Origin of the sequence: Enterococcus sp. SMC-9 (assembly GCF_021011285.1) — a bacterium.
Lineage (GTDB): Bacteria > Bacillota > Bacilli > Lactobacillales > Enterococcaceae > Enterococcus_C > Enterococcus_C montenegrensis.
This window is the reverse complement of the sequence record NZ_JAILYE010000006.1, coordinates 183,318-204,130: the sequence shown is the minus strand read 5'-3', so window position 1 is coordinate 204,130 and position 20,813 is coordinate 183,318. Positions and strand designations below refer to the sequence as shown.

The following is a 20,813-nucleotide window of genomic DNA, read 5'->3' as shown; positions in this document are numbered from 1 at the left end:
GAAATGAAGTTCAAAAAATTGGGTACAGCAGTATTGGCAACTGCCGCAGTTTTTGCATTAGCAGCATGTGGCAACGGTTCAAAAGAAAGTTCTAAAGGCGACAGCGACAAAATCGTAACGTCAATCGACAAAGACACAACGGTTACATTTTGGCATGCAATGAATGGCGCACAAGAAGATGCTTTAACAAAAATTACCAAGGATTTCATGAAAGAAAATCCAAAAATCAAAATTGAATTGCAAAACCAATCACAATACTCAGACTTACAAGCAAAAATCAACTCAACACTACCTTCACCAGATGATTTACCAACAATCAGCCAAGCGTATCCAGGCTGGTTATGGAACGCTGCACAAGATGATATGTTAGTGGATTTGAAACCTTACATGGATGACAAAACCATCGGCTGGGGCGACCAAGAAGCAATTCGCAAACCTTTATTAGAAGGTGCGCAAATCGAAGGTAAACAATACGGTATTCCATTTAACAAATCAACAGAAGCTTTGGTTTACAATGCTGACTTGTTGAAAAAATATGATGTTGCAGTTCCCAAAACTTTAGCTGAATTAAAAGAAGCATCTAAAACAATTTACGAAAAATCAAATCATGAAGTTGTGGGTGCGGGCTTTGACTCACTAAACAACTACTATGTTATCGGGATGGAAAACAAAGGGGAAGACTTCACCAAAGACTTAAAATTTGATTCTAAAAAATCAAAAGAAGTTATTGATTATTATTTAGATGGCGTGAAAGATGGTTACTTCCGTATCGCAGGTTCAGACAAATATTTATCTGGCCCATTTGCAAACGGTAAAGTTGCAATGTTTATCGGTTCAATCGCCGGTGAAGGTTATGTGAAAAAAGATACTGAAGGTAAATTTGAATATGGCGTTGCACCACGTCCAGAAAAAATTAACTTGCAACAAGGTACTGATGTTTACATGTTCAACAGTGCAACTGCGGAACAAAAATCGGCTGCTTTCATGTATTTGAAATACTTGTCTTCACCAGAAGTACAATTATACTGGGCTGAACAAACCGGCTACATGCCAATCTTGCAATCTGTCTTGGAAAGTGATGAATACAAAAAATCACCAAACACGAAAGTACCTGCAATCTTAGAAGATGCAACCAAAGACTTGTTCTCGATTCCAGTGAAAGAAAATGCTGACCCTGCTTACAATGAAGTTCGGGCAATCATGGAAAATATCTTGTCTAACCCAGACAAAGATACTAACAAATTAATCAAAGATTCTGTGCCACAATTACAAGATGCGTGGAATCAATAATTTATAGTAAAAAGCTCCGCTGACTTGTTTGGTTAGCGGAGCTTTTTTTGTCTTATGTCCTAGAGTTGGAGGGTTCCTTTAGCTTTTTTTCGCTAAAATCTAGTGTTTTAATTTCTAAGAGAACAATTGGTCTTCAAGTAAAAATTTTTGTATTTTATGGTATGATGACAAAGGAAAAACTTTAAAAATTTCAGTGATTGTATAGGCTACAAAGGTTTGATAAAGAAGCAAAATTACCGATTTACTATTGCTCGCTAAGGATCAATTTTTTTGTGAATGTCTGAATACTAAACAAACTCTTCGTGCTAAATACTGACAATAAGGCGTAATTTAGCTGAATTGTAGCTTATTGTGAAAAAGTTTGTAAATCTTTTATAAAAAAATGTGGGAAAGGAAGAAAAAATGAAATTAACTATTTTAGCCACAAGCGATATGCACGGCTACATTCAACCAACCAACTATGCGGAAAAAGGAGCAGACTTACCTTTTGGCACGGCCAAAGTTGCGACTAAAATGCAAGAACTAACAGCAAAAGCAGATGGACCGGTCGTTAAAATTGAAAATGGTGACTTTATTCAAGGTTCACCGTTAAGTTATTACGCCGCCAAACAAAAGCAAGACCCAGTAGAAATCACGAAAGTCATTAATCATATGGGCTATGATGTGGGATTGTTGGGAAATCATGAGTTTAACTATGGACTACCTTATTTAGAAAAAGCAATTAAAAGCTATAATCACCCAATTTTGGCGGCAAATGTTTTAGACAAAGATGGCAAACCTTATTTTGGCGATCCCTATGTTATTTTAGAAAAAGCGGGCGTCAAAATTGCGATTTTGGGTGTGGTGACACAATATATTCCCCATTGGGAGCAACCAGCAACTGTTAAGGATTTAACTTTTAAAAGTTTAGTGGCAACCGCTAAAGAATACGTGCCCAAATTGCGCGAGCTAGCTGATGTTGTTATTGTTTCTTATCATGGTGGCTTTGAAAAAGATTTAGTAACAGGTGAAGCGACCGAAATGTTGACTGGAGAAAATGAAGGATATGAATTGTTGCAAACTGTCAGTGGCATTGACGCTTTTGTAACAGGCCACCAACACAGAGAAATTGCTACGGTGGTTAACGGTGTGCCGGTCATTCAACCAGGATTTCGGGGAAATTACATTGGTAAAATTACGTTAGATTTAAATAAAACTGGTGACAAGTGGCAAGTAAGCAATCCTGCTGCTGAAATTGTGGCGACAAAAGATGCAAAGGCGGATGGAGAAGTTGTTGGCTTAATTCAAGAATTGGATCACGAGTTGGAAAATTGGTTGGATCAGCCTGTGGGTAAAGTTCAAGGGGACATGCACATCACTGATCCAATGGGAGCGCGAATTAGTGAACATCCGTATATTGAATTTATTAATCGCGTTCAAATGTGGGCCAGTGGGGCTAAAATTTCGGGTACAGCCTTGTTTAACAATGAAGGAAAAGGCTTTGGTGAAGTTATCACGATGCGAGATGTCATCACCAATTATATTTATCCGAATACATTAGCTGTTCTAAAAATTACCGGTGCAGATTTAAAAGCAGCTTTAGAACAAACGGCAAATTATTTAGTGTTAGAAGATGGCCAAATCGTCTTTAACCCGAAATTTATTGATCCAAAGCCACAATATTATAACTACGATATGTATGAAGGTATTGATTATGCTATTGATTTGAGTAAACCTTATGGTGAAAAAATCACGAAATTACAATTAGCCGGTGCAGATATTTTACCTGATGACAAATTGGAAGTTGTCATGAACCAATACCGCGCAGTTGGTGGGGGCAACTATGCTATGTTTAGTGCAGATAAAATCGTTAAAGAAATTCCGCGGGATATGACAGAAGTAATTGCCGAATACTTGCAAGCCCATCCTGTTTTAAAAGCAGAAGTAAACCATAACTTTAGTGTGAAATGATCACAGCATAAAAGTCTCACGTTTTTGTTTTTCCCACCTGTTTAACAGGTGGGAAAATATTAAATGTGGGGCTTTTTGTGTAAAGAAAGTATATTTTTTACAAAAAAAGTATTGCGTGACTGCTTAGTGCTTAGTATTACGAACTAACTTGCGGCGACAATAAGTCAAAATTTTAAGAAATTTGAGAGACAATTTATTAAAATTCCGTCTTAATACTTGGAAGTTAAACGAGTTCGTAAAGCTTTTCCATTCCAAGTATAAATAGTTGCTTACTTTTAATAAGAGAGTTAAGATAAACACGTAATTTACAAGAGAGAAGGAAAGTCTTATGTATCATACAAGTAATGAAGAACATCCTATTGATATCGTGAATATTGCCTCATTGGAAGGCCGCGTGAAAGAACGCATGGAAGTTGGCGCTTTTGGTTACATTCGTGGCGGTTCTGAAGACGAATGGACGATGAAAGAAAACACTGCTTCTTTTATGAATAAAAAAATTATGCCGCGTATTTTACAAGGTATTGATCATGCAGACTTATCAACAAAATTGTGGGATATTGACTTGAAGACACCAATTATTCAAGCGCCTTCTGCAGCCCAAGGTTTGGCTCATGAAAAAGGTGAAGCGGATACCGCAAAAGGGGTTGCTGCTGCGGGTTCTATTTTTTCAATTAGTACGTACGCGAACACAACCATTGAAGATGCAGCTGCTGCAGCTCCTGATGCACCACAATTTTTCCAATTGTATATGAGTAAAGATGACGGCTTCAATGAATTTATTTTAGACAAAGCTGTTAAAGCCGGTGCTAAAGCAATTATTTTAACTGCCGACTCAACATTGGGTGGTTATCGTGAAGAAGATATTATCAACCAATTCCAATTTCCACTACCAATGCCTAATCTAGCTGCTTATTCTGAACAAAGTGCAAGTGGTAACGGTGAAGGTAAAGGAATTGCCGAAATTTATGCGGCTGCAAAACAAGGTTTAGTTCCAGAAGATATCAAAAAAATTAAAGATTTAACACACTTACCTGTTTTTGTTAAAGGAATTCAATCACCTGAAGATGCAGATTTAGCGATTAAAGCCGGTGCAGATGGTATCTGGGTCTCCAATCATGGTGGTCGTCAATTAGACGGCGGTCCTGCTTCTTTTGAAGTTTTACCTGCTATAGCAGAAGTTGTCGACAAACGTGTGCCAATTGTATTTGACTCTGGTGTACGTCGTGGGGAACATATCTTTAAAGCTTTAGCTAGTGGTGCTGATCTAGTGGCTATCGGTCGTCCCGTTATTTATGGTTTGAATTTAGGTGGGGCTGAAGGCGTGAAATCTGTCTTTGATCACTTAAATAAAGAATTATCAATCACGATGCAATTGGCTGGTACGAAAACAATTGCAGATGTAAAGAAAACAAAATTAATTGATTAATTTTGATACGTGGCTGTAATGGAAATATTTAACTTTAAGAATAAGTGTATTCTCAAAAAAGGTTCTTATATTTTGTTTTGATCGCAATTACTTTAAGCAATTACAAGTAAGCCAAATTTTATCGCTTAAAAAGCTAGGACAAGTTATTTGTTCTAGCTTTTTTTTTTTGCAGTGATGGGCAGCAAAATGAGAAAATAGAAAGCTAAAAAAATAGTCAAGGAGGTAAGTAGCTGTTTTAAAATAACTGTTGATATATAACCAGGTTGTTGTATTAAATTGATTTATTCAGATGCGGTAGGCGTTGTTTTCTGCTAATTTTTATTACGAGTGTCATTTTTCGAACAAAAAAAGAAAATCGCATTGTTTGAAGTCTCTTGAAAGAACATGCTAAAATAAAAGGGAGTAAAATGAGAGAGGGATGAGAAAATGAAGTGGAGTATGGGATTGCTTTTAACTTTACTAGGTTTTCAAATGGCAATTGTACCGCCGGAAACTGTCGATTCATCACAGGTTGAAACAAAAAAAGAGACGGTTACAACGAATGTTTCAGCCGGTACTACTGAAAGTTCAGCCTCAAAAGAAAGTGAAGAGATAAGTGATGCAACTGCAAGTAGTAATGTGATTGAACCAGATGGAACAGAAACAACAGATGCCAATAATTTGCCCCGCGCCCAACGGAAATTACCAGAAATTAAAAGCTCTGCTCCTCTGCAATCACCTTTAACTGCTGCACAAAAGGCACAAATTAACGCGTTACCAGCAGTAAATGAAGCACAGCTCAATCGCAATCTTTATGCGCGGAGTAGCACGACAATGACGACAGAGCAGCAAAAAATTGTGACCGAAGTAAAGCGTCACTTAAATAAACCCTATCGTTGGGGAGCAGCCGGTCCCAATGACTTTGATTGCTCTGGGTTAGTTCAATACGCTTATTTGAAAAGTTTAAATATCCCCTTACAGCGGGTGACTTACCAACAAGAAAAGCAAGGTACAGAAGTTGCGCGAAGTAGTGCAAAAGGGCAAAATTTAAATTTGAAAGCAGGGGATTTACTATTTTATGGTCCCCGGAATGCCACGACCCATGTGGCGTTATACATTGGAGACGGACTTGCGATTCATGCCCCTTATCCGGGTCAGCGTGTCTCTGCTTTTGCCATTCAATATTTTTATCCAGATTTTGCTCGTCGAATAATCAAAGATGAACTGCCCGTTATTAAAAATGGAACGAGTATTACGATAAAAAGTGGTGCGTTGAGTTATTCAGATGGCAGTTGGATTCAAAGTGCTGATCGCAATCGGGCCTATACAATTACCGGGTATAAAAAAATTACTGAAAAATGGGGCAGCCGCAAAATATATGCCGTTAAAGAATCCAAAAAATGGCTGTATGAGTTAGATGTTCAACCGCAAACGAGTAGCTATGGATTACTAGGCAACGGCACCATTTTTAGTCTAAAAAGTACGGCGGGTTCGTATCAAAGTGGCGGTAAAATTACAGCAAATGACAAAAAGAGTGCTTTTGTGATTGACAGTGTTCGCTATATCCCCAAAAAATTTGGGAGCATTCGCGCCTATCGTGCCAAAGGGAGTAATCGTTGGTATTACGAGTGTGATGTGACACGTCAGGTTAGCAGCTATTCACAACTTGGAATAGGCACAGTGTTTCGCTTGAAAAAGACGGCGGGTTCGTATCAAAGTGGCGGAAAAATTACGGCAAATGACAAAAAGAGTGCTTTTGTGATCGACAGTGTTCGCTATATCCCCAAAAAATTTGGGAGCATTCGTGCTTATCGCGCCAAAGGGAGTAATCGTTGGTATTACGAATGTGACGTGACACGTCAGACCAGCAGCTTTAAAGAGTTAAAAGTCGGGACTAAAGTTGTGACGACTAGCCGCGCTACGCATTATCAAACAGGTGGCAAAATTACAAGTGGGGATAAGAATAAAGTCCACCAAATTGAAAGAATGCGTTTGATTCCCAAAAGAGGCATTCATATGCGGATTTATAAGATGAAAGGCTCAAGCCGCTGGTATTACGAAGGGGATGTGGCTTTACAAATGAGTAGTTTTAAAGTGCTAAAAAAAGGACAACGGTTAAATGTTAAAACTTCAGCGCGCTCTTATCAAAGCGGCGGTTGGATCTTGAAAAGCGACTATAAAAAAACTTTTACCATCAAAAATGTACGAGATATTCGCAAAAAATATGGCAGCATTCGCGCCTATCAAGTTAACGGTAGTAACAAGTGGTATTACGAAGCAGATGTTAAAGGGAAGTAAATCTGGTGAAAATTAAAGAAAGACAGAAACAAAAGTAGGATGACTTTTGTTTCTGTCTTTTTTTTGCTCTAGTCGTAATGCTAACCAATAAAACAGGAATTTTGCTAGCTTTTAAAGTCGATCAGCTAGTTGACGAACTTTAGCTTTATTTGTGAAATTTTTATTTATCGTTGTTCTTTTTAATGGAAAAAGTCAGTCAAAGTTAATAAAAATATTTCTTTATTTTGATTGGGATAACAAACGCTATTCATAGCGGAGAAAATTATTTTTGTTGATAAATTGCAATATTCTAGATGATAATAATTTTTTAACGATAATAATTATCGTTATTTTGTCTAGAAATGATTATTTTTGAAAAATAAAGAATTGCTAAAAAACAAACTTTTTATTAAAAAAACGGGAGTGATTTTATTCACAATTAAATAAAAATATGGTAGATTTTTATATAACAACCATTATATAAGATTTGTTTTTTACAAAATGAGTAAAATAAGCAGTTCTTATTATGCTGGATAAGCAAGCGAGACGGGAGGCGAGGATTCCAACAAATTTAAAAACAAGCAAGACAATTATATTTTGACCGCAAATCAAAAAGTGATTTGCGTTATTTTCGTTTTTACTGAATTTTTAGCAGCATAAGAAAACGAAATATTGTGGGGGAATAACATTTTTTTGGGAAATAAGGGAGGATGCAATTATGGAAAGAAAACAAAAAAGATTTAACTGGATAACATTTTTGACAATCTTGTTGACGCTTTTTCCGTTTGGGGAGGCACTTTTTAGTGGCGGAGCAGTTTTAGCGGCAACAGCAACAGATAAAACTATGCATACTGTTTTTCAAAATGAAGCAGGTAATGCCCGAATCACCTATAGTGTGGATGAAAAAAATAAGGAAATACAGTGGTTGATAGATTACAACAAGGCTGCTAGTGAATTACCCCGCGCCATTGGTTTTTCACTTAAAAGTGGCAACGAAGAAGTGACACCAACGGCAATTCAAAGTAATGCAGGTGACATCTTTACTTATGCCGCTGGTTTTTTACAGACCACTGCTGAAAAAACAGCACAATTAGGCCATCAAGTTGCTTTTACTACGCCATATCGACATCAACTGACGATTACACCGCAAATTTTGGCTTATGATTTAAAAGGTGGAAAAACAGATTTATTAGCACAAACCACACCGCTAACGGTAACACTGCCAGCTCTGTCTGCCAAAAAAGAAACGCAGTCAACCAGTAAACCTGCAGAAAAAGGCAATGAAAACAATAGCACAAGGAGTAACGCCAAAAATCAGGTGCTACAACGCGCTACAGCGCGTACAAAGGAAAAAGGCAATGAAGCCAATCTGGTGGACTTAGATACAGGAAATTTTTTAGGGGATAATCAAACAATTTTATTGAATGCTACTTTAAAAGACGATCAAAATCAGGAAATTAAAGATGGCGATAGCATTGTGATTGGTCAGAATATTCTTTTGGAATATAACTGGCAATTACCTGAAGGTCTGCGTAAAGAAATGCTGGGTTATACAGCTAATGCAGGGGACAATGACTTTCAAGGGGATTATTTTACTTTTAAATTACCAGAAAATTTCCACATTCATCCTACAACAGCTGATCAAACAATTTCAGGCGAGTTAAAAGATGGGCAGGGGATTTGTTTTGGTCGTTTTAATATTCAAGCAGATGGAACGGTAACTCTTCATTTTTCCGATAATATTGAAGGACGCAACGATATTTCCGGTACTTTTTATGTCGCTGGTACTGTCAGTGACGTAAAAGGAAATACAACGGGAAATGTAGAGGTAAAAGTTCCCTTTGTCCAAGAAGATAGCGATACGACAGTTCATATTGAAGAACCTGACTACAAAGCTTTGGAAAAAACTGTTGGTAAAGTAAGCTATGGCAGTAGTGAAAAGGCCAATGTAACGTGGACAATTATCGGCAATAAATATGGCACAGAAATGACAGCCGGTAAAATTACAGATACATTACCTGAACATCTGACGTGGACTAAAATTACGGTTTATGAATACGACGTAGCCGATGTGAAGCCTGATGGAACATTAAATGGTACCGGCAAAGATGTTACCAAGTCGGTTGTCATTGGCAGTGACAAAACCAAAGTCGCTGTGGACTTACCAACGCCGACAAGTAAAGTTTATAAAGTTGTGGTAGCAACAGAAATTGATTTAACAAAACTTTCTTTGGATAAAGTAGTGAGCACTGATGGAAAAAAAGTGACTTATACTAGCCCAGATATTAAAAATGAAGCACACTTAACTGCAAAAGAAGGTTTAGATTTGACGGCAGTGGCCTCTACTACTGTCGTGGGCAGTGCTACTGTGACGAAAAGTTATGTGGAACAATATGGCGAGATTATTAACTGGAATATTGTTTACAAGCAAAAAGATGCCAGTTTGCCAGCAGTCGATATTTATGAATTACCGGATGGAAATCAAGATTTTTGTACCAAAGATGGAACACCAATTACAACGGCAAAGCAGCTGCAAGATTATTTACAGGAAATAACAGTACCCAAAACACAAGTTACCGTCAGACAAGATGCCGGCAAATATGTTATTACGATTCCAAAAGGAACAAAAGGACAAGTGAGCATTCCGATTTACACCAAATTAAAAACAGGTACTACGGTAACTTCAGTAGCCAATACTGCTTCTTTTACTGATAATAGCGGCAGTAAAGGCACACATCATTTAACCAGTGGGGTGGTAAAAGAAGTCAATGGTAAGGCTGTTGACTTTACGAATAAAACCATTCCTTGGGCAATTACGATTAATAAAAAACGCAGTGGTAAAAATGATGCAATCAAATTGGATAAATGGTCAATCACCGATACATTGCAAAATGACATGTATATTCCAGCTAGCACTGCAGCAGATTTAAAAGGAAAAATTACCGTTACCCGTTATGACAAGAATAATAAGTTGGTAGGGTCATTTACTAATTTTACCGTTACCATCGATGAAAAAAATGCCAATGGTGTTACTAAATTTACCGTTAGTTCTACGCTAGAAAAAGCTTCTGATGATTATTTTATTATTCGTTTTAAATCAAATTATGAAACATTAGCCGATACGATGGTGAATCAGGTTGTTTATAACTATTCAAGTAACGGCGTAAAAGGCCAACAAAATGGAGAAGGTAAATATGAACATAAAAGCTACTACAATATTGATTTAGATAAAGCCGGCACGTACCGCTATGATAAGAATACTAAAAAACACTATGTAAATTGGGGCGTGACGATTAACGCACAAGGGCACTATTATGGTGAAGATGCACAGGTCGTCGATGTCTTAAACCCCGGGCAAACATATGTGGAAAATAGTTTTAAAGTCTATGTTAAAAAAGGGGATAACTTTGAAGAAGTTACAGAAAATCCACCTTTGAAGCTGCAAAATGATAATGGAAAGTTAACGATTACCGGTTTTAAAGCTGGCGAGCAGACAATTTATAAAGTTACGTTTGATGTAGTAGTAAAAGATTTAGAAAATGAAAGCAATATCCCCTCTGGAATCGTGAAAAACACAGTGCAATATAGCGATCGTAATAATGCAGAGATCAAAAAAGACGCACAGCTTAGTCTAGACAATAACAAAGCCTACGTTACCAAAGAAAAAAATGCGGCAGGGGTCGTGACAAATGATCCGGATTACCCGGGTAAAAAGATTACAGCCTATCAGGTAACAGTAAATCCAGCGGGCTTCATCTTGTACAACGTGAATGTTGCGGATGAACCAAATGAATTTTTAAATCTTATTCCAGCAAGTTTTAAAATTATGGACGATAACTACGAGTTGAAATTAAATCAAGACTACACGGGGAGCGTTACACCGCGAGGTTATATTATTACACTGACAGGTCCATATGAAAAATTGGAAAAAACATTACAAATCACCTATAAGGCAGAGGTCAATCCAATTGGACAACCGGGAAAAGAAATCCAATTGAAAAATACTGTCAAAGTAACAGGTGATAATATTACGCAAAAAGAAATCACAGATACAACAGAAGATAAATTCAAAATTTCAGATGCTGGTGGGACCGCACAAGGTGTTACCCATAAAATCACGTTGCACAAAGAAGATCAGCATAGCCAAGCAGCGCTGGAAAATGTTCGTTTTGATTTGTATCGCAAAGGATCTGACGAAGCAATTGATACCAAGCAGACAGATACTTCAGGAAATTTGACATTTGAAGGACTAACTTATGGAGAATATATCATAAAAGAAGGCCAAGCATTAAGTGGTTATTATATCAGTCCAGAATTAAAAGCAGGAATAAGCGTAGTAATCAAAGAAAATGGTAATTCTCAAGCGCAAACCATTTCTTTGAGCTACACAAATGAGCAAGTCGGAAATTTAAAACTGATAAAAAGTGATGCCGGAACAAAAGATAAGAAATTAGCAGGTGCCGTTTTTGCCTTGTACCATGCAGATGAAAAAGGCAATGCCACAACCCAAGTTACAGAAGATGCGCATGGTAAAAAACTAGGTGCAACGGATACCCATTATTTCACCACGCAAAATGACGGTACTATTTTGGTCGAAAATTTACTTCCGGGTAAGTATATTTTTAAAGAAATTACAGCGCCAACAGGCTATGAATTACCGCAAGATTTGTATAGCACAGTGGTGCAAGTAAAAGCTGACGCAACGCAAACAGCAACTGTAACCAAGACAAATGAAGTTTTAAAAGGTACGATTCAGTTGAAAAAAGTTGCTGAAAAAACGTTAACAGCATTGCAAGGAGCGGAATTCACCTTAACGAGTGAGCCCCTTCAGACACCTGTAGTTAAAATGAGTGAAGCTGATGGTAGCTTTGGTTTTGATTTAGCATATGGCTACACTTATACAATTACGGAGACAAAAAATCCCAATGGTTATAAAGGCGATTTTGTCTTAACGCAAATCGCTTTAAATGAACAAGGAAAAGTGACAGTGGCAGGTAAAGAATTAACAGATGCAGTTTACTCTGTGACCAATAAATTAATCACGACTGAAATTGCCGGTACTAAAACATGGAATTTAAAAGGCAATGATGAAGCGGGCGTCATGCCAAATGAAATTACAATTCAATTGGAACGAAAACAAGCAAACACACCGGATGCAAATTATCAAATTGTTGATGAAGTTAAGACAAATGCGACAAAAGGGTGGCACTATCAATTTAGTAATTTACCAGTTTATGATGTTGATGCCGCTGCTGGTGTGAAATTTAGCTATCGGATAAAAGAAGCTCCCTTAGCTGGTTTTGACAGCCAAGTTACAGGAACTTCACTTACCAATACTTTAAAGACTCAAAATATTAGTGGTGAGAAAACTTGGGATGATTTGGCTAAAAAATATGCGGTCATACCAACTTCTATTACGGTGAATTTAGAGGTCAGTTGCGATAATGGAAAGAACTGGCAAGCTTTCAGACGCAACCAAGCTCCTGTTAAGGCAGTCGTGAAAGCGCCGAAGTGGGCCTATAGTTTTACCGATTTACCGTTGTATGATGAACAAGAAAATCGCCTCACTTATCGGGTGAAAGAAGATGTTCCTACTGGTTTTGTAAGTCATGCCAATGAATACAATTTGCACAATGAAATGGAGACGACAGAAGTTAGCGTTGATAAAATTTGGCTTGATCAAAGTGATCACTATGGCATGCGCCCAGATGGACTAGACTTTACGTTAAAAGTCAAAGTTGAAAAACAGTGGGTAGATTTTGAAGATGTTTTTAAAGTTGACAAGAAAATCACCTTGCATAGCAGTGATAGCGATAATATTTGGCATGGCACATTTACCGATCTGCCAAAATACGATGCCGCTGGAAGTTTGATACAATACGGCGTAGCCGAAAATTTAGTGGGGATTAAAGAAGCCTATACCCCGCAAGATGAAGAAGCTGGAGCCGACCATTACGTAAAAGAAGTTGCCGAAAATGGAAGGGTAACGTTTACCAATTGTCTGCGGGAAATCTCAGTGAGTGTGACTAAGCAATGGCAAGATTTTGATAATCAATTTGAAAGTAGACCCGAAATTGTAACCTTTGAATTGCAGTCTTGGCCAGAAGGAACACCAGAAGCATTAGCCCAAGTTGTAAAAACGCCGACAAACAAGACAGGCCGTTATCAATTAAGCGGTCCAGATTATGGGACGGTGACAGTCAGTGGGTTGCCAAAAGCCGATCATACGCAAAAAACGTTGCATTATAAATTTGTGGAAGTAAAGACTGCCGCTAACTATGAAGCTATAACGAATTTTTCTGCTGATGGCAGTCAAGTGATTACAAATCAGCTAATTACCACCAGCGTTGCAGGAAAGAAAACGTGGCAAGATGCCAATGATGCGGCAAAAGCTCGTCCAACCCAAATTAAAGTCCAACTTTTGCAAAATGGTCAAGCTCTGAATGGTGCAGCTTACAGGAAAATTGTGACCGCTGCTAATGATTGGCATTATGAATTTAGCGACCTGCCAAAATTTGATCCAAATGGCAAAGCTTATGTTTATTCCGTCAAAGAATTGGATATCCCGACCGGTTATGAAGCCATTGTCAAAGACATGGACATTACAAATTACTTGCAGAAGGTGACCTACAATGTCCAAAAAGTTTGGGTCGATAATAACGCAAGTAGTCGACCAGATAAAATTTCTGTCGCGTTAACTGCCAATGACCAAGTAGTGGCGACTGCTGTTTTGTCTGCTGATAATTCGTGGCAGTATACGTGGGAACAAATGCCGCAAATTGACGAAAATAATCAGGTGATCAACTATCAAGTTGTGGAAGTTGAGGTGCCAAATGGCTATGGTGTAACCTATGCACAACAAGGAAATGATTTTGTGGTAACCAACACGTTGTTGACTACGCCGGTTGTACCTACTACACCAGTAATACCAACAACGCCTACGACACCAACTAATACACCAACTACTTCACTGCGGGCAAGATTGCCACAAACAGCGGGCACACTATCTGATACAACAAGCACAACGACGCGCCGCCGTTTACCAAATACCGGAAGCAAAAATACTGCTTTACCATTTTATGGTTTACTAGTATTGCTTAGTGTTGCTGCTTGTGGCTGGTTTGTTTACCGTAGAAAAATATAATCATGTAGTTAAAAAACAGTACCTACTAGGATGTAAACAGTAATTTTACTGCTTACTTGGTAGGGCTGTTTTTTTTATAAGCTGCTAGTTGTCAGCCAGTCTGACTGCAAGGGAGCCTAAAATATTTTTTTAAATATTAAAAATAACGCACAATAGCTCCTGGCAGTAGCATTTCTTGTCAAAAACAGGTAACATGAATTTAATGAGAGTATACTTTGACAAGGGGGAAGGGATATGAAAAAACTTATTTTAACCACAGTTGTATTGAGCGGGTTAATTTTAGCTGGCTGTCAAAACAATAATGACAAAAATAATAACAATGCAAGTAGCGAAAGTACGACGGTAACCTCAAGTGTAGCAACAAGTGAAAATCAAACTTCAAGTAGCAAAGTAGAATCAACAGTTACTGATAAAAATGGAATTATCATGCCGAAAAATGAATTGTTTGAAGAAACGTTAACTAAATTTAAATCTGCCCATACAGAAGCGATTATTACCAACTTTAAATGGGAGGCGCAAGGGCCAACCGGTCAAGTTGAGATTGAAGGCGAAGACAGTAGCCAAGAATACAACATGATTTTTGATCATAGTGGCAAACTAATCGGCGATACCAGCAAAGTTAACGATGATAAAAACTGGCAAGAAGATGAAGTGAAAACCGATGCGGTGTTGACTTTGACAGATGCAATCAAAAAAGCACAAGAGCAAGCGGATGGATCAATTACTTCTGCTGAATTGGAAAAAGATGATGGTGTGACCAAATGGGAACTAAAGATATTACACACCAATCAAGAAATTGAAATTACACTGGATGCACAAGGTGGCAAGGTTTTAAGTAAAGAAATAGATGATTAAAGCCTAAGACTGTGACTATTTGTTGCAGTCTTTTTTTTATTTTGAGAAAAGTACAAAATTTTTTTACAGTAAGAATAACGGGACCTAATCAAAAATACGAAAAAATTCGCGCGATTTTTCCAAAGGATAAGCTGTGGCATAATTTTTTTGTGCCAGAGACCTTTCGTCAATTTTTTCTAGGTGTAAAATCTTTGGAAAACAGCATTTAGACTAAATTGTCATGATTTTTGCAAATATTTGTTATAATACGTAAAAAAGGGGGGAGTCCGTTGGCAGAAATGCGAAAAAAACGCCTGATGCAAGTAGAAAATCAAGTAGTATTGCCTTTAAGTCAGGAGTTTTTAACCAAAAATAATTTACAGGCTGACAGTATTGTGAATGTCGATGAAGCACTATTAGCACAAGCTTTGACGGAACTTTCCAAAGAAGATATTTTAGAAGATGTCTTAGCAAAAGTGATGAACCAATATGCAGATGAAGAGGAAAAAAATGATGGAAATTAGACAAGCGCAACCAGGGGACTATCCGGCTATTTACCAACATGTACAACAAGCTTTTAAAACAGCGCAAGTATCCGATGGGACAGAGCAAGATTTTGTTGAAGCTTTGCGTAAAAAGACAACATTCATTCCTGAATTGGAATTTGTAGCAGTTGAAGAAGGTAAAATCATTGGACATGTTATGTTAAGTGAACAAGAGGTAAAGACTGAAGACACCCATACGCGCAACTTTTTACTGTTAGCACCATTAAGCGTCGACTTTAATTACCGCAATCAAAAAATTGGGGGAGCTTTGATGGAAACGGCATTTAAAAAAGCTGTTGCGCTAGAACGTCATGCTGTTTTTTTAGTGGAAAATCCAGATTACTACAGTCGCTATGGTTTTTCTCAAATTCAAACTTTTGGCTTGAAAAACAAAAGCACGATACCTGATCAATTCATTTTAGGGCAAGAATTGGTTCATGGTGTTTTGGCTGATATCAACGGAGAATTGGAAATTAAAGAATAAGGAGTGGTTACAATGCCCAAAACACGAATTGAGGCATTTACCGATGCGGTTATTGCGATTGTAATGACCATTTTGGTTTTAGAATTACATGAACCAAACGGCAGTACCTGGCGTGCTTTTGCTGGGGTGGAACATCAATTTGCGATTTATTTAATTAGCTTTGTTTCTTTAGCAGTTTATTGGAATAATCATCATCATTTATTTAATATCGTCAAAAAAGTTGATGGCTGGGTCTTGTGGGCGAATAATTTATTTATCCTCATGATGACGCTATTCCCGTTTGCGACAGCTTGGATTGGGGATTATCCGACTGAGTTAGCGCCGCAATTGTTGTATGGCTTGGTTATTTTCGGCACGGATCTGGCGTATTGCCTGCTAGGCTTTGCCTTAGTGCGGGTGAATGGTAAAAATTCAGAAGTCGGAAAACTTTTTGCCCATTATCCAAAGATCAAAATCACATTGGTCATGAACATCATCGCCTTATTAGCGGGCTGGTTAATTCATCCTGTCAGCGTTTTAGTGGTAAATGCGTTGATGTTGGTGATGTGGTTTATTCCTGAAAAGAAAATTGAAGAGTTGAGTCATTTAAACGAAAGAAAGTGATGAGATGTTTGAAACCTTTGCACAGTTAAATTTGCATGTCACGGAGATGCCAGTGGAGCTGGAAGATAATTCTCCTGTTTATCGGGGGTTTCTAAGAGAACTGCCCCAAATTGTCGGTGAAGGACATTCCCGGCAAGAATTGTACCGGCAATTGGCTGAAGGGTATGCAGCATATCGGCAAAGTTTGGTTGAAGAAAGTCGCGAAGAAGCGCAAACCACGTCATTATTAAGCGCCGAACAACTGTTAAAATATTATGACGGGGAAACTTTTGACGGTTTTTCTATCGATACGAAGGCGTAACGCTAGTAAAAAATGTAAAATATATGCACTAGCTTTATCCAGCAGTTTTTTTACCTTAAAAAGTAAGCTGTCCTCTTGACCAAGCTGGTAAAAGTCAGTACAATGACTTTTGTGAATATTTTCAAATCGTACAGATAACACGTTTTTGACGTGTCGAGAGAGAGGCGGTTTCTATTTCGGTAGAAACTGCTTCTCTTTTTTTGGGCTTAAGGGTGACTTTTTGTAAAGCTAACAGCGCATAAATGCTCTGCGTGTAAATTTGAAAGCCAACCTTCCTCAGACAGCTCAAGTTTTTGTACTTATTGGAGAATTAGGAGGAATTTGATGGAGAAAAAAATTCACTTATTATTAGCTGTTTTGGCAACTGGGATGATGTCCTTTGCCGGTGTTTTAATTGAAACGGCGATGAATGTCACCTTTCCAACTTTAATTAGCGAGTTTGGGATTACGACGGGTCAAGTACAATGGGTAACGACGATTTATTTGTTGATTATTGCAATTATTGTGCCCTTTTCAACTTATTTATTGAAAAACTTTCAAATCCGCACGTTGTTCTTGGCGTCCAATCTTTTATTTATTGCCGGACTTTTGATTGATTTTTGGTCGCCAAGTTTTCTAGTATTACTGGCTGGACGCCTATTACAAGGTATTAGTACGGGGATTGCGTTACCGCTAATGTTTCATATTATTTTAACCTATACGCCAATTGAAAAGCGAGGTGCAATGATTGGCATTGGAAATTTAACTACTTCCATTGCACCTGCAATTGGGCCGACTTATGGCGGTGTGTTAACTTCAGCTTTAAGCTGGCATTATATTTTCTTATTTTTAGTGCCGGTCTTATTGCTTTCTCTGATTTTAGGATTATATGCGATTCCGGCAATGGCAATCAAAAAAGGCGGCAAGTTGGATCTTTTCAGCATGGCGGGAATTATTTTGATGTTCACGGGCTTTTTATTGTTCTTAAATCAACTGGGCTCATTATTTAGTATCATTCCGCTTATCGTGGGACTTTTAGGCTTAGCTTTGTTTTATCACCGAGCTACAACGGTTAAAGAGCCGCTAATTCGTTTAACTGTTTTAAAAAATAAAGGCTTTCGTCTATTTTTATTAGGCTTTTTGGTTTGTCAATTTCTACTGTTGGGAATTTCTTTTGTCTTACCCAATTTTGTCCAAATTGTAATGGGCAAAGATGCTTTTATAGCTGGACTTGTGATGTTGCCAGGAGCTGCTGTGGGGGCTGTTTTAGCACCTATTTCTGGACGAGTATTGGATAATTATGGGGCTAAAAAGCCAATTCTATTTGGTTTAACCTTGGTGACAATTGGCTGGTTGGCCTTGACGCTTTTGTTACGTACACCAATTTTACTGGGCTTTGTGGCAGCTCATGTATTTTATATGATTGGCATTGGTTTTTCTTATAGCAATATGATGACAACTGGCATGAGCCAAATTGAAACAGAAATGTTTGCAGATGGGAATGCGATTTTCAACACACTGCAACAATTTTCCGGTGCTGTTGCCACCGCAATTGTGGCAACGATTATTAATTTAGCGCAAAAAAGTCAATCAGATTACCAAGCTGGGACTATTTTAGGTTCGCAGCTATCATTGATTTTTCTATTTGTTTTAGTTGTTTTCGTCTTTATCGGCTGTCTACGCTACTTTAAAGCTACGGCTAAATAAAAAAACTGGGCACAAACTCGGCGGCCAAAATTTTGGCGCAGCTTGTGTCCAGTTTTCATTTTTTTAAGACGATAAGTCAAAATTTCAAGAAATTTGAAAAACAATTTATTGTAATTCCGCCTTATTGCTAGCGAGTAAAACGCGTACAAAAAGCTTTTCTATCTGTCTGGCTTTTTGAACTAACTCGCTGTGACAATAAGTCAAAATTTCAAGAAATTTGAAAAACAATTTATTGTAATTCTGCCTTATTGCTGGCGAGTAAAACGCGTACAAAAAGCTTTTCTTTATTCAGGCATAATCAATTGATCGATTTTTTTTAAGACGATTGCTAGGGCGTGGGTAACTTTTGAACGGGATAGAATATAAACCGTTAAAAGAGCGCCGCCAACTAAAAGTAAGCCATGTAACAAAGGATTCTGAATAAATTCGCCTAATTGAACGACCGGAGCAATCAGATAAATGTGCAGCAGATAAATTGCCAAAGTATTTTGGCCCCAAACCGTATAAAAATGCCGCTTTTCGGTTGCCATTACTAAAAAAGCAAAAACAAAAGCAAAACCTAACGCATAAAGACACATGTCAGCTAGGATATTTTGCCAGAGGGGGATTTCAAATAAGTCATAAGCACGATCACCCCATAAAATTTCTGGAGGCAGTTGGGCTTTTACCCAAATAAAAGCAGTCACCAATCCTAAAATTACCACTAGTAATCCTAATACGCGTGAAAAAGGGAAACGCCGTAGTTTTTCAATCATTTTCCGGTCGGTATAATAACCGGCCAAAAAGAATGGGAGAAAACCTAGCGTACGAGCCATGGCCATGTAAGTACCAAACTCTGTTAATAAACCGGAAAAAATACCGACGATAAAACTAAAAAGTAAAACATGGCGTACTTTGATTAAATCAGGTAAGAGCAGTCGCCAAATGAACATACAATACAAGTACCACAGCGTCCAGCCGGGATTTAAAATAGTAATCGTTTCAATTTTACCCATTAATAACAAGATGATACTTAAAATAAAGTTCAAAATAAGATAGGGAATCAAAAAAGTTTTGACCGCGCTTTTGCGCCCCTTTTGTACCCGTTTGGAAAAATAACCGGAGATAAAAATGAAAACTGGCATATGGAACAAGTAAATAAAAACGTAGAAGAACTCTGCTGTTTGGTTGTTTAACCGAAAGTATTCCAAAGCGTGACCTAAAATCACCAAAAAAATTAAGACACCTCTTAAATTATCAAAAAGCAGTTCTCGTTGTTTTGAAATAATGGACACCTCCTAGTCCGTCAGTTATGCTAGAGATAACACTATTGTACCACTTTTTCAAGGAGGGATGAGATGCGTTATTCGGCAAAATTTGTCAAACAGGTTTTTAAAGTAATTCAAATGAAAAAATTAGTGGGGATGTCCATGGTGGCACCGCCAAAGCGCCGCAATATCAATATCCGACAGTTAGAAAACAGCGACTTGCCGCAAAAGCGCAGTGAAATTAGTGGTCGTGAACTGATTACATTATTTCCACCCCATGTGACCAATAAGCATGTGCTTTATTTACACGGTGGCGGCTATGCATTAGAAGCATCGCCTTTTCATAAACAAATTCAAGAACGTTTTGTTACACGCTTTAATTTAAAAGTAAGCTATTTTGACTATCCGCTAGCACCAGAAGCGACAGCTGTCCAAACCCTAGCGGCAACAAAGGAAGCTTTTTATCACCTGCGTTACTTATATCCAGATGATGCGTTTTATATCTTTGGAGATTCTGCTGGGGGCGGTTTATCAATGAGTTTAGCGCAGCATTTACGGGATGAAGCAGCTGCAAAACGGCCGAAAAAATTAGCGCTAGCTTCCCCTTGGTTAGATGTTTCCGTGAGCGATCCCCGCTCTAGTGCACTAGAAGAAAAAGATGTCTTGTTGGAAAAAGATCTGCTAACTAAAGCAGGGGCGACGTATGCGGGGAATTTAGCTGTCGATGATCCGTTAGTCTCACCGATTTACGGGACGTTTGAAAACTTAGGGGAGCTTTTAGTCATTAGTGGAACAGATGAAATATTGTATCCTGATGTTTTGCGCTTAAAAGAAAAAGTTGCAAATGTTGCTGGGACAACGTTAAGTTTAGTCATTGTTCCAGAGATGATGCATGATTTTGTGGTTTATCCTTTGAAAGAATCGTTGCAGTATGTTGATGAAATGGGCGAGTTTTTTGCAGAAGATAAATGAAAAAAGCTAGCCAGACGACCTTTAACTCTTAAAATAAAAACTGCCGCAAGGAATTTTACAGTTTTCCTTGCGGCA

13 protein-coding genes are annotated in these 20,813 nt (G+C 38.0%); 12 read left to right on the top strand and 1 reads right to left on the bottom strand.

Translation table 11 applies throughout. The features are described 5' to 3' along the window. The first annotated feature begins 3 nt into the window (after positions 1 to 3). From K4422_RS10970 to K4422_RS10920, 11 genes are all read left to right on the top strand, one after another. Positions 4 to 1,290, top strand: coding sequence for an extracellular solute-binding protein (locus tag K4422_RS10970; RefSeq protein ID WP_230711121.1), 1,287 nt, complete (start codon positions 4 to 6; stop codon positions 1,288 to 1,290). Positions 1,291 to 1,692: 402 nt separating this feature from the next. Then, on the top strand, positions 1,693 to 3,240 hold the full coding sequence (locus K4422_RS10965) for a bifunctional metallophosphatase/5'-nucleotidase (RefSeq protein ID WP_230711120.1): 1,548 nt from the start codon (positions 1,693 to 1,695) through the stop codon (positions 3,238 to 3,240). Between the two features lie 328 nt (positions 3,241 to 3,568). Further along, positions 3,569 to 4,666, top strand: a complete 1,098-nt coding sequence (locus K4422_RS10960; protein WP_206903283.1) for a lactate oxidase — start codon at positions 3,569 to 3,571, stop codon at positions 4,664 to 4,666. A 426-nt stretch (positions 4,667 to 5,092) separates the two neighbouring features. Then, positions 5,093 to 6,943, top strand: coding sequence for a C40 family peptidase (locus K4422_RS10955; RefSeq protein WP_230711119.1), 1,851 nt, complete (start codon positions 5,093 to 5,095; stop codon positions 6,941 to 6,943). Between the two features lie 697 nt (positions 6,944 to 7,640). Further along, entirely contained in the window at positions 7,641 to 14,066 is a 6,426-nt protein-coding gene (locus K4422_RS10950) for a Cna B-type domain-containing protein (protein ID WP_230711118.1), read from the top strand. 234 nt (positions 14,067 to 14,300) lie between these two features. Beyond that, complete coding sequence (locus K4422_RS10945; RefSeq protein ID WP_206903286.1) at positions 14,301 to 14,921, top strand: PepSY domain-containing protein; 621 nt, start codon at positions 14,301 to 14,303, stop codon at positions 14,919 to 14,921. Positions 14,922 to 15,199: 278 nt separating this feature from the next. Next, entirely contained in the window at positions 15,200 to 15,424 is a 225-nt protein-coding gene (locus tag K4422_RS10940) for a hypothetical protein (RefSeq protein WP_230711204.1), read from the top strand. Continuing rightward, the gene (locus tag K4422_RS10935) at positions 15,411 to 15,929 is read left to right on the top strand and encodes a GNAT family N-acetyltransferase (RefSeq protein WP_230711117.1); all 519 of its coding nucleotides are present in this window, start codon (positions 15,411 to 15,413) and stop codon (positions 15,927 to 15,929) included. Before K4422_RS10940 ends, K4422_RS10935 begins: the two co-directional genes overlap by 14 nt. 12 nt (positions 15,930 to 15,941) lie before the next feature. Continuing rightward, positions 15,942 to 16,532 (top strand): TMEM175 family protein, encoded by a 591-nt coding sequence (locus tag K4422_RS10930; protein WP_206903288.1) that lies wholly within the window; start codon positions 15,942 to 15,944, stop codon positions 16,530 to 16,532. Between the two features lie 4 nt (positions 16,533 to 16,536). Further along, positions 16,537 to 16,833, top strand: coding sequence for a hypothetical protein (locus K4422_RS10925; protein WP_206903289.1), 297 nt, complete (start codon positions 16,537 to 16,539; stop codon positions 16,831 to 16,833). 321 nt (positions 16,834 to 17,154) lie between these two features. Continuing rightward, entirely contained in the window at positions 17,155 to 18,519 is a 1,365-nt protein-coding gene (locus K4422_RS10920) for an MFS transporter (RefSeq protein WP_230711116.1), read from the top strand. A gap of 284 nt (positions 18,520 to 18,803) precedes the next feature. Here K4422_RS10920 and K4422_RS10915 read toward each other — a convergent pair whose 3' ends face one another. After that, positions 18,804 to 19,793 (bottom strand): acyltransferase family protein, encoded by a 990-nt coding sequence (locus K4422_RS10915; RefSeq protein ID WP_230711115.1) that lies wholly within the window; start codon positions 19,791 to 19,793, stop codon positions 18,804 to 18,806. Between the two features lie 63 nt (positions 19,794 to 19,856). On the opposite strand from K4422_RS10915, the gene K4422_RS10910 reads away from it, so the two are divergent. Next, positions 19,857 to 20,738 carry an alpha/beta hydrolase fold domain-containing protein gene (locus K4422_RS10910; protein ID WP_230711114.1) on the top strand — a complete coding sequence of 294 codons (882 nt, stop codon included), beginning with the start codon at positions 19,857 to 19,859 and terminating at the stop codon, positions 20,736 to 20,738. Positions 20,739 to 20,813: the final 75 nt, after the last annotated feature.

Bases quoted from the DNA above. Each gene is read 5' to 3' on its own strand.
- K4422_RS10945 (WP_206903286.1), top strand. From the start codon at position 14,301: ATGAAAAAACTTATTTTAACCACAGTTGTATTGAGCGGGTTAATTTTA.
- K4422_RS10930 (WP_206903288.1), top strand. From the start codon at position 15,942: ATGCCCAAAACACGAATTGAGGCATTTACCGATGCGGTTATTGCGATT.
- K4422_RS10965 (WP_230711120.1), top strand. From the start codon at position 1,693: ATGAAATTAACTATTTTAGCCACAAGCGATATGCACGGCTACATTCAA.
- K4422_RS10970 (WP_230711121.1), top strand. From the start codon at position 4: ATGAAGTTCAAAAAATTGGGTACAGCAGTATTGGCAACTGCCGCAGTT.
- K4422_RS10960 (WP_206903283.1), top strand. From the start codon at position 3,569: ATGTATCATACAAGTAATGAAGAACATCCTATTGATATCGTGAATATT.
- K4422_RS10910 (WP_230711114.1), top strand. From the start codon at position 19,857: ATGCGTTATTCGGCAAAATTTGTCAAACAGGTTTTTAAAGTAATTCAA.
- K4422_RS10955 (WP_230711119.1), top strand. From the start codon at position 5,093: ATGAAGTGGAGTATGGGATTGCTTTTAACTTTACTAGGTTTTCAAATG.
- K4422_RS10940 (WP_230711204.1), top strand. From the start codon at position 15,200: ATGCGAAAAAAACGCCTGATGCAAGTAGAAAATCAAGTAGTATTGCCT.
- K4422_RS10925 (WP_206903289.1), top strand. From the start codon at position 16,537: ATGTTTGAAACCTTTGCACAGTTAAATTTGCATGTCACGGAGATGCCA.
- K4422_RS10950 (WP_230711118.1), top strand. From the start codon at position 7,641: ATGGAAAGAAAACAAAAAAGATTTAACTGGATAACATTTTTGACAATC.
- K4422_RS10935 (WP_230711117.1), top strand. From the start codon at position 15,411: ATGATGGAAATTAGACAAGCGCAACCAGGGGACTATCCGGCTATTTAC.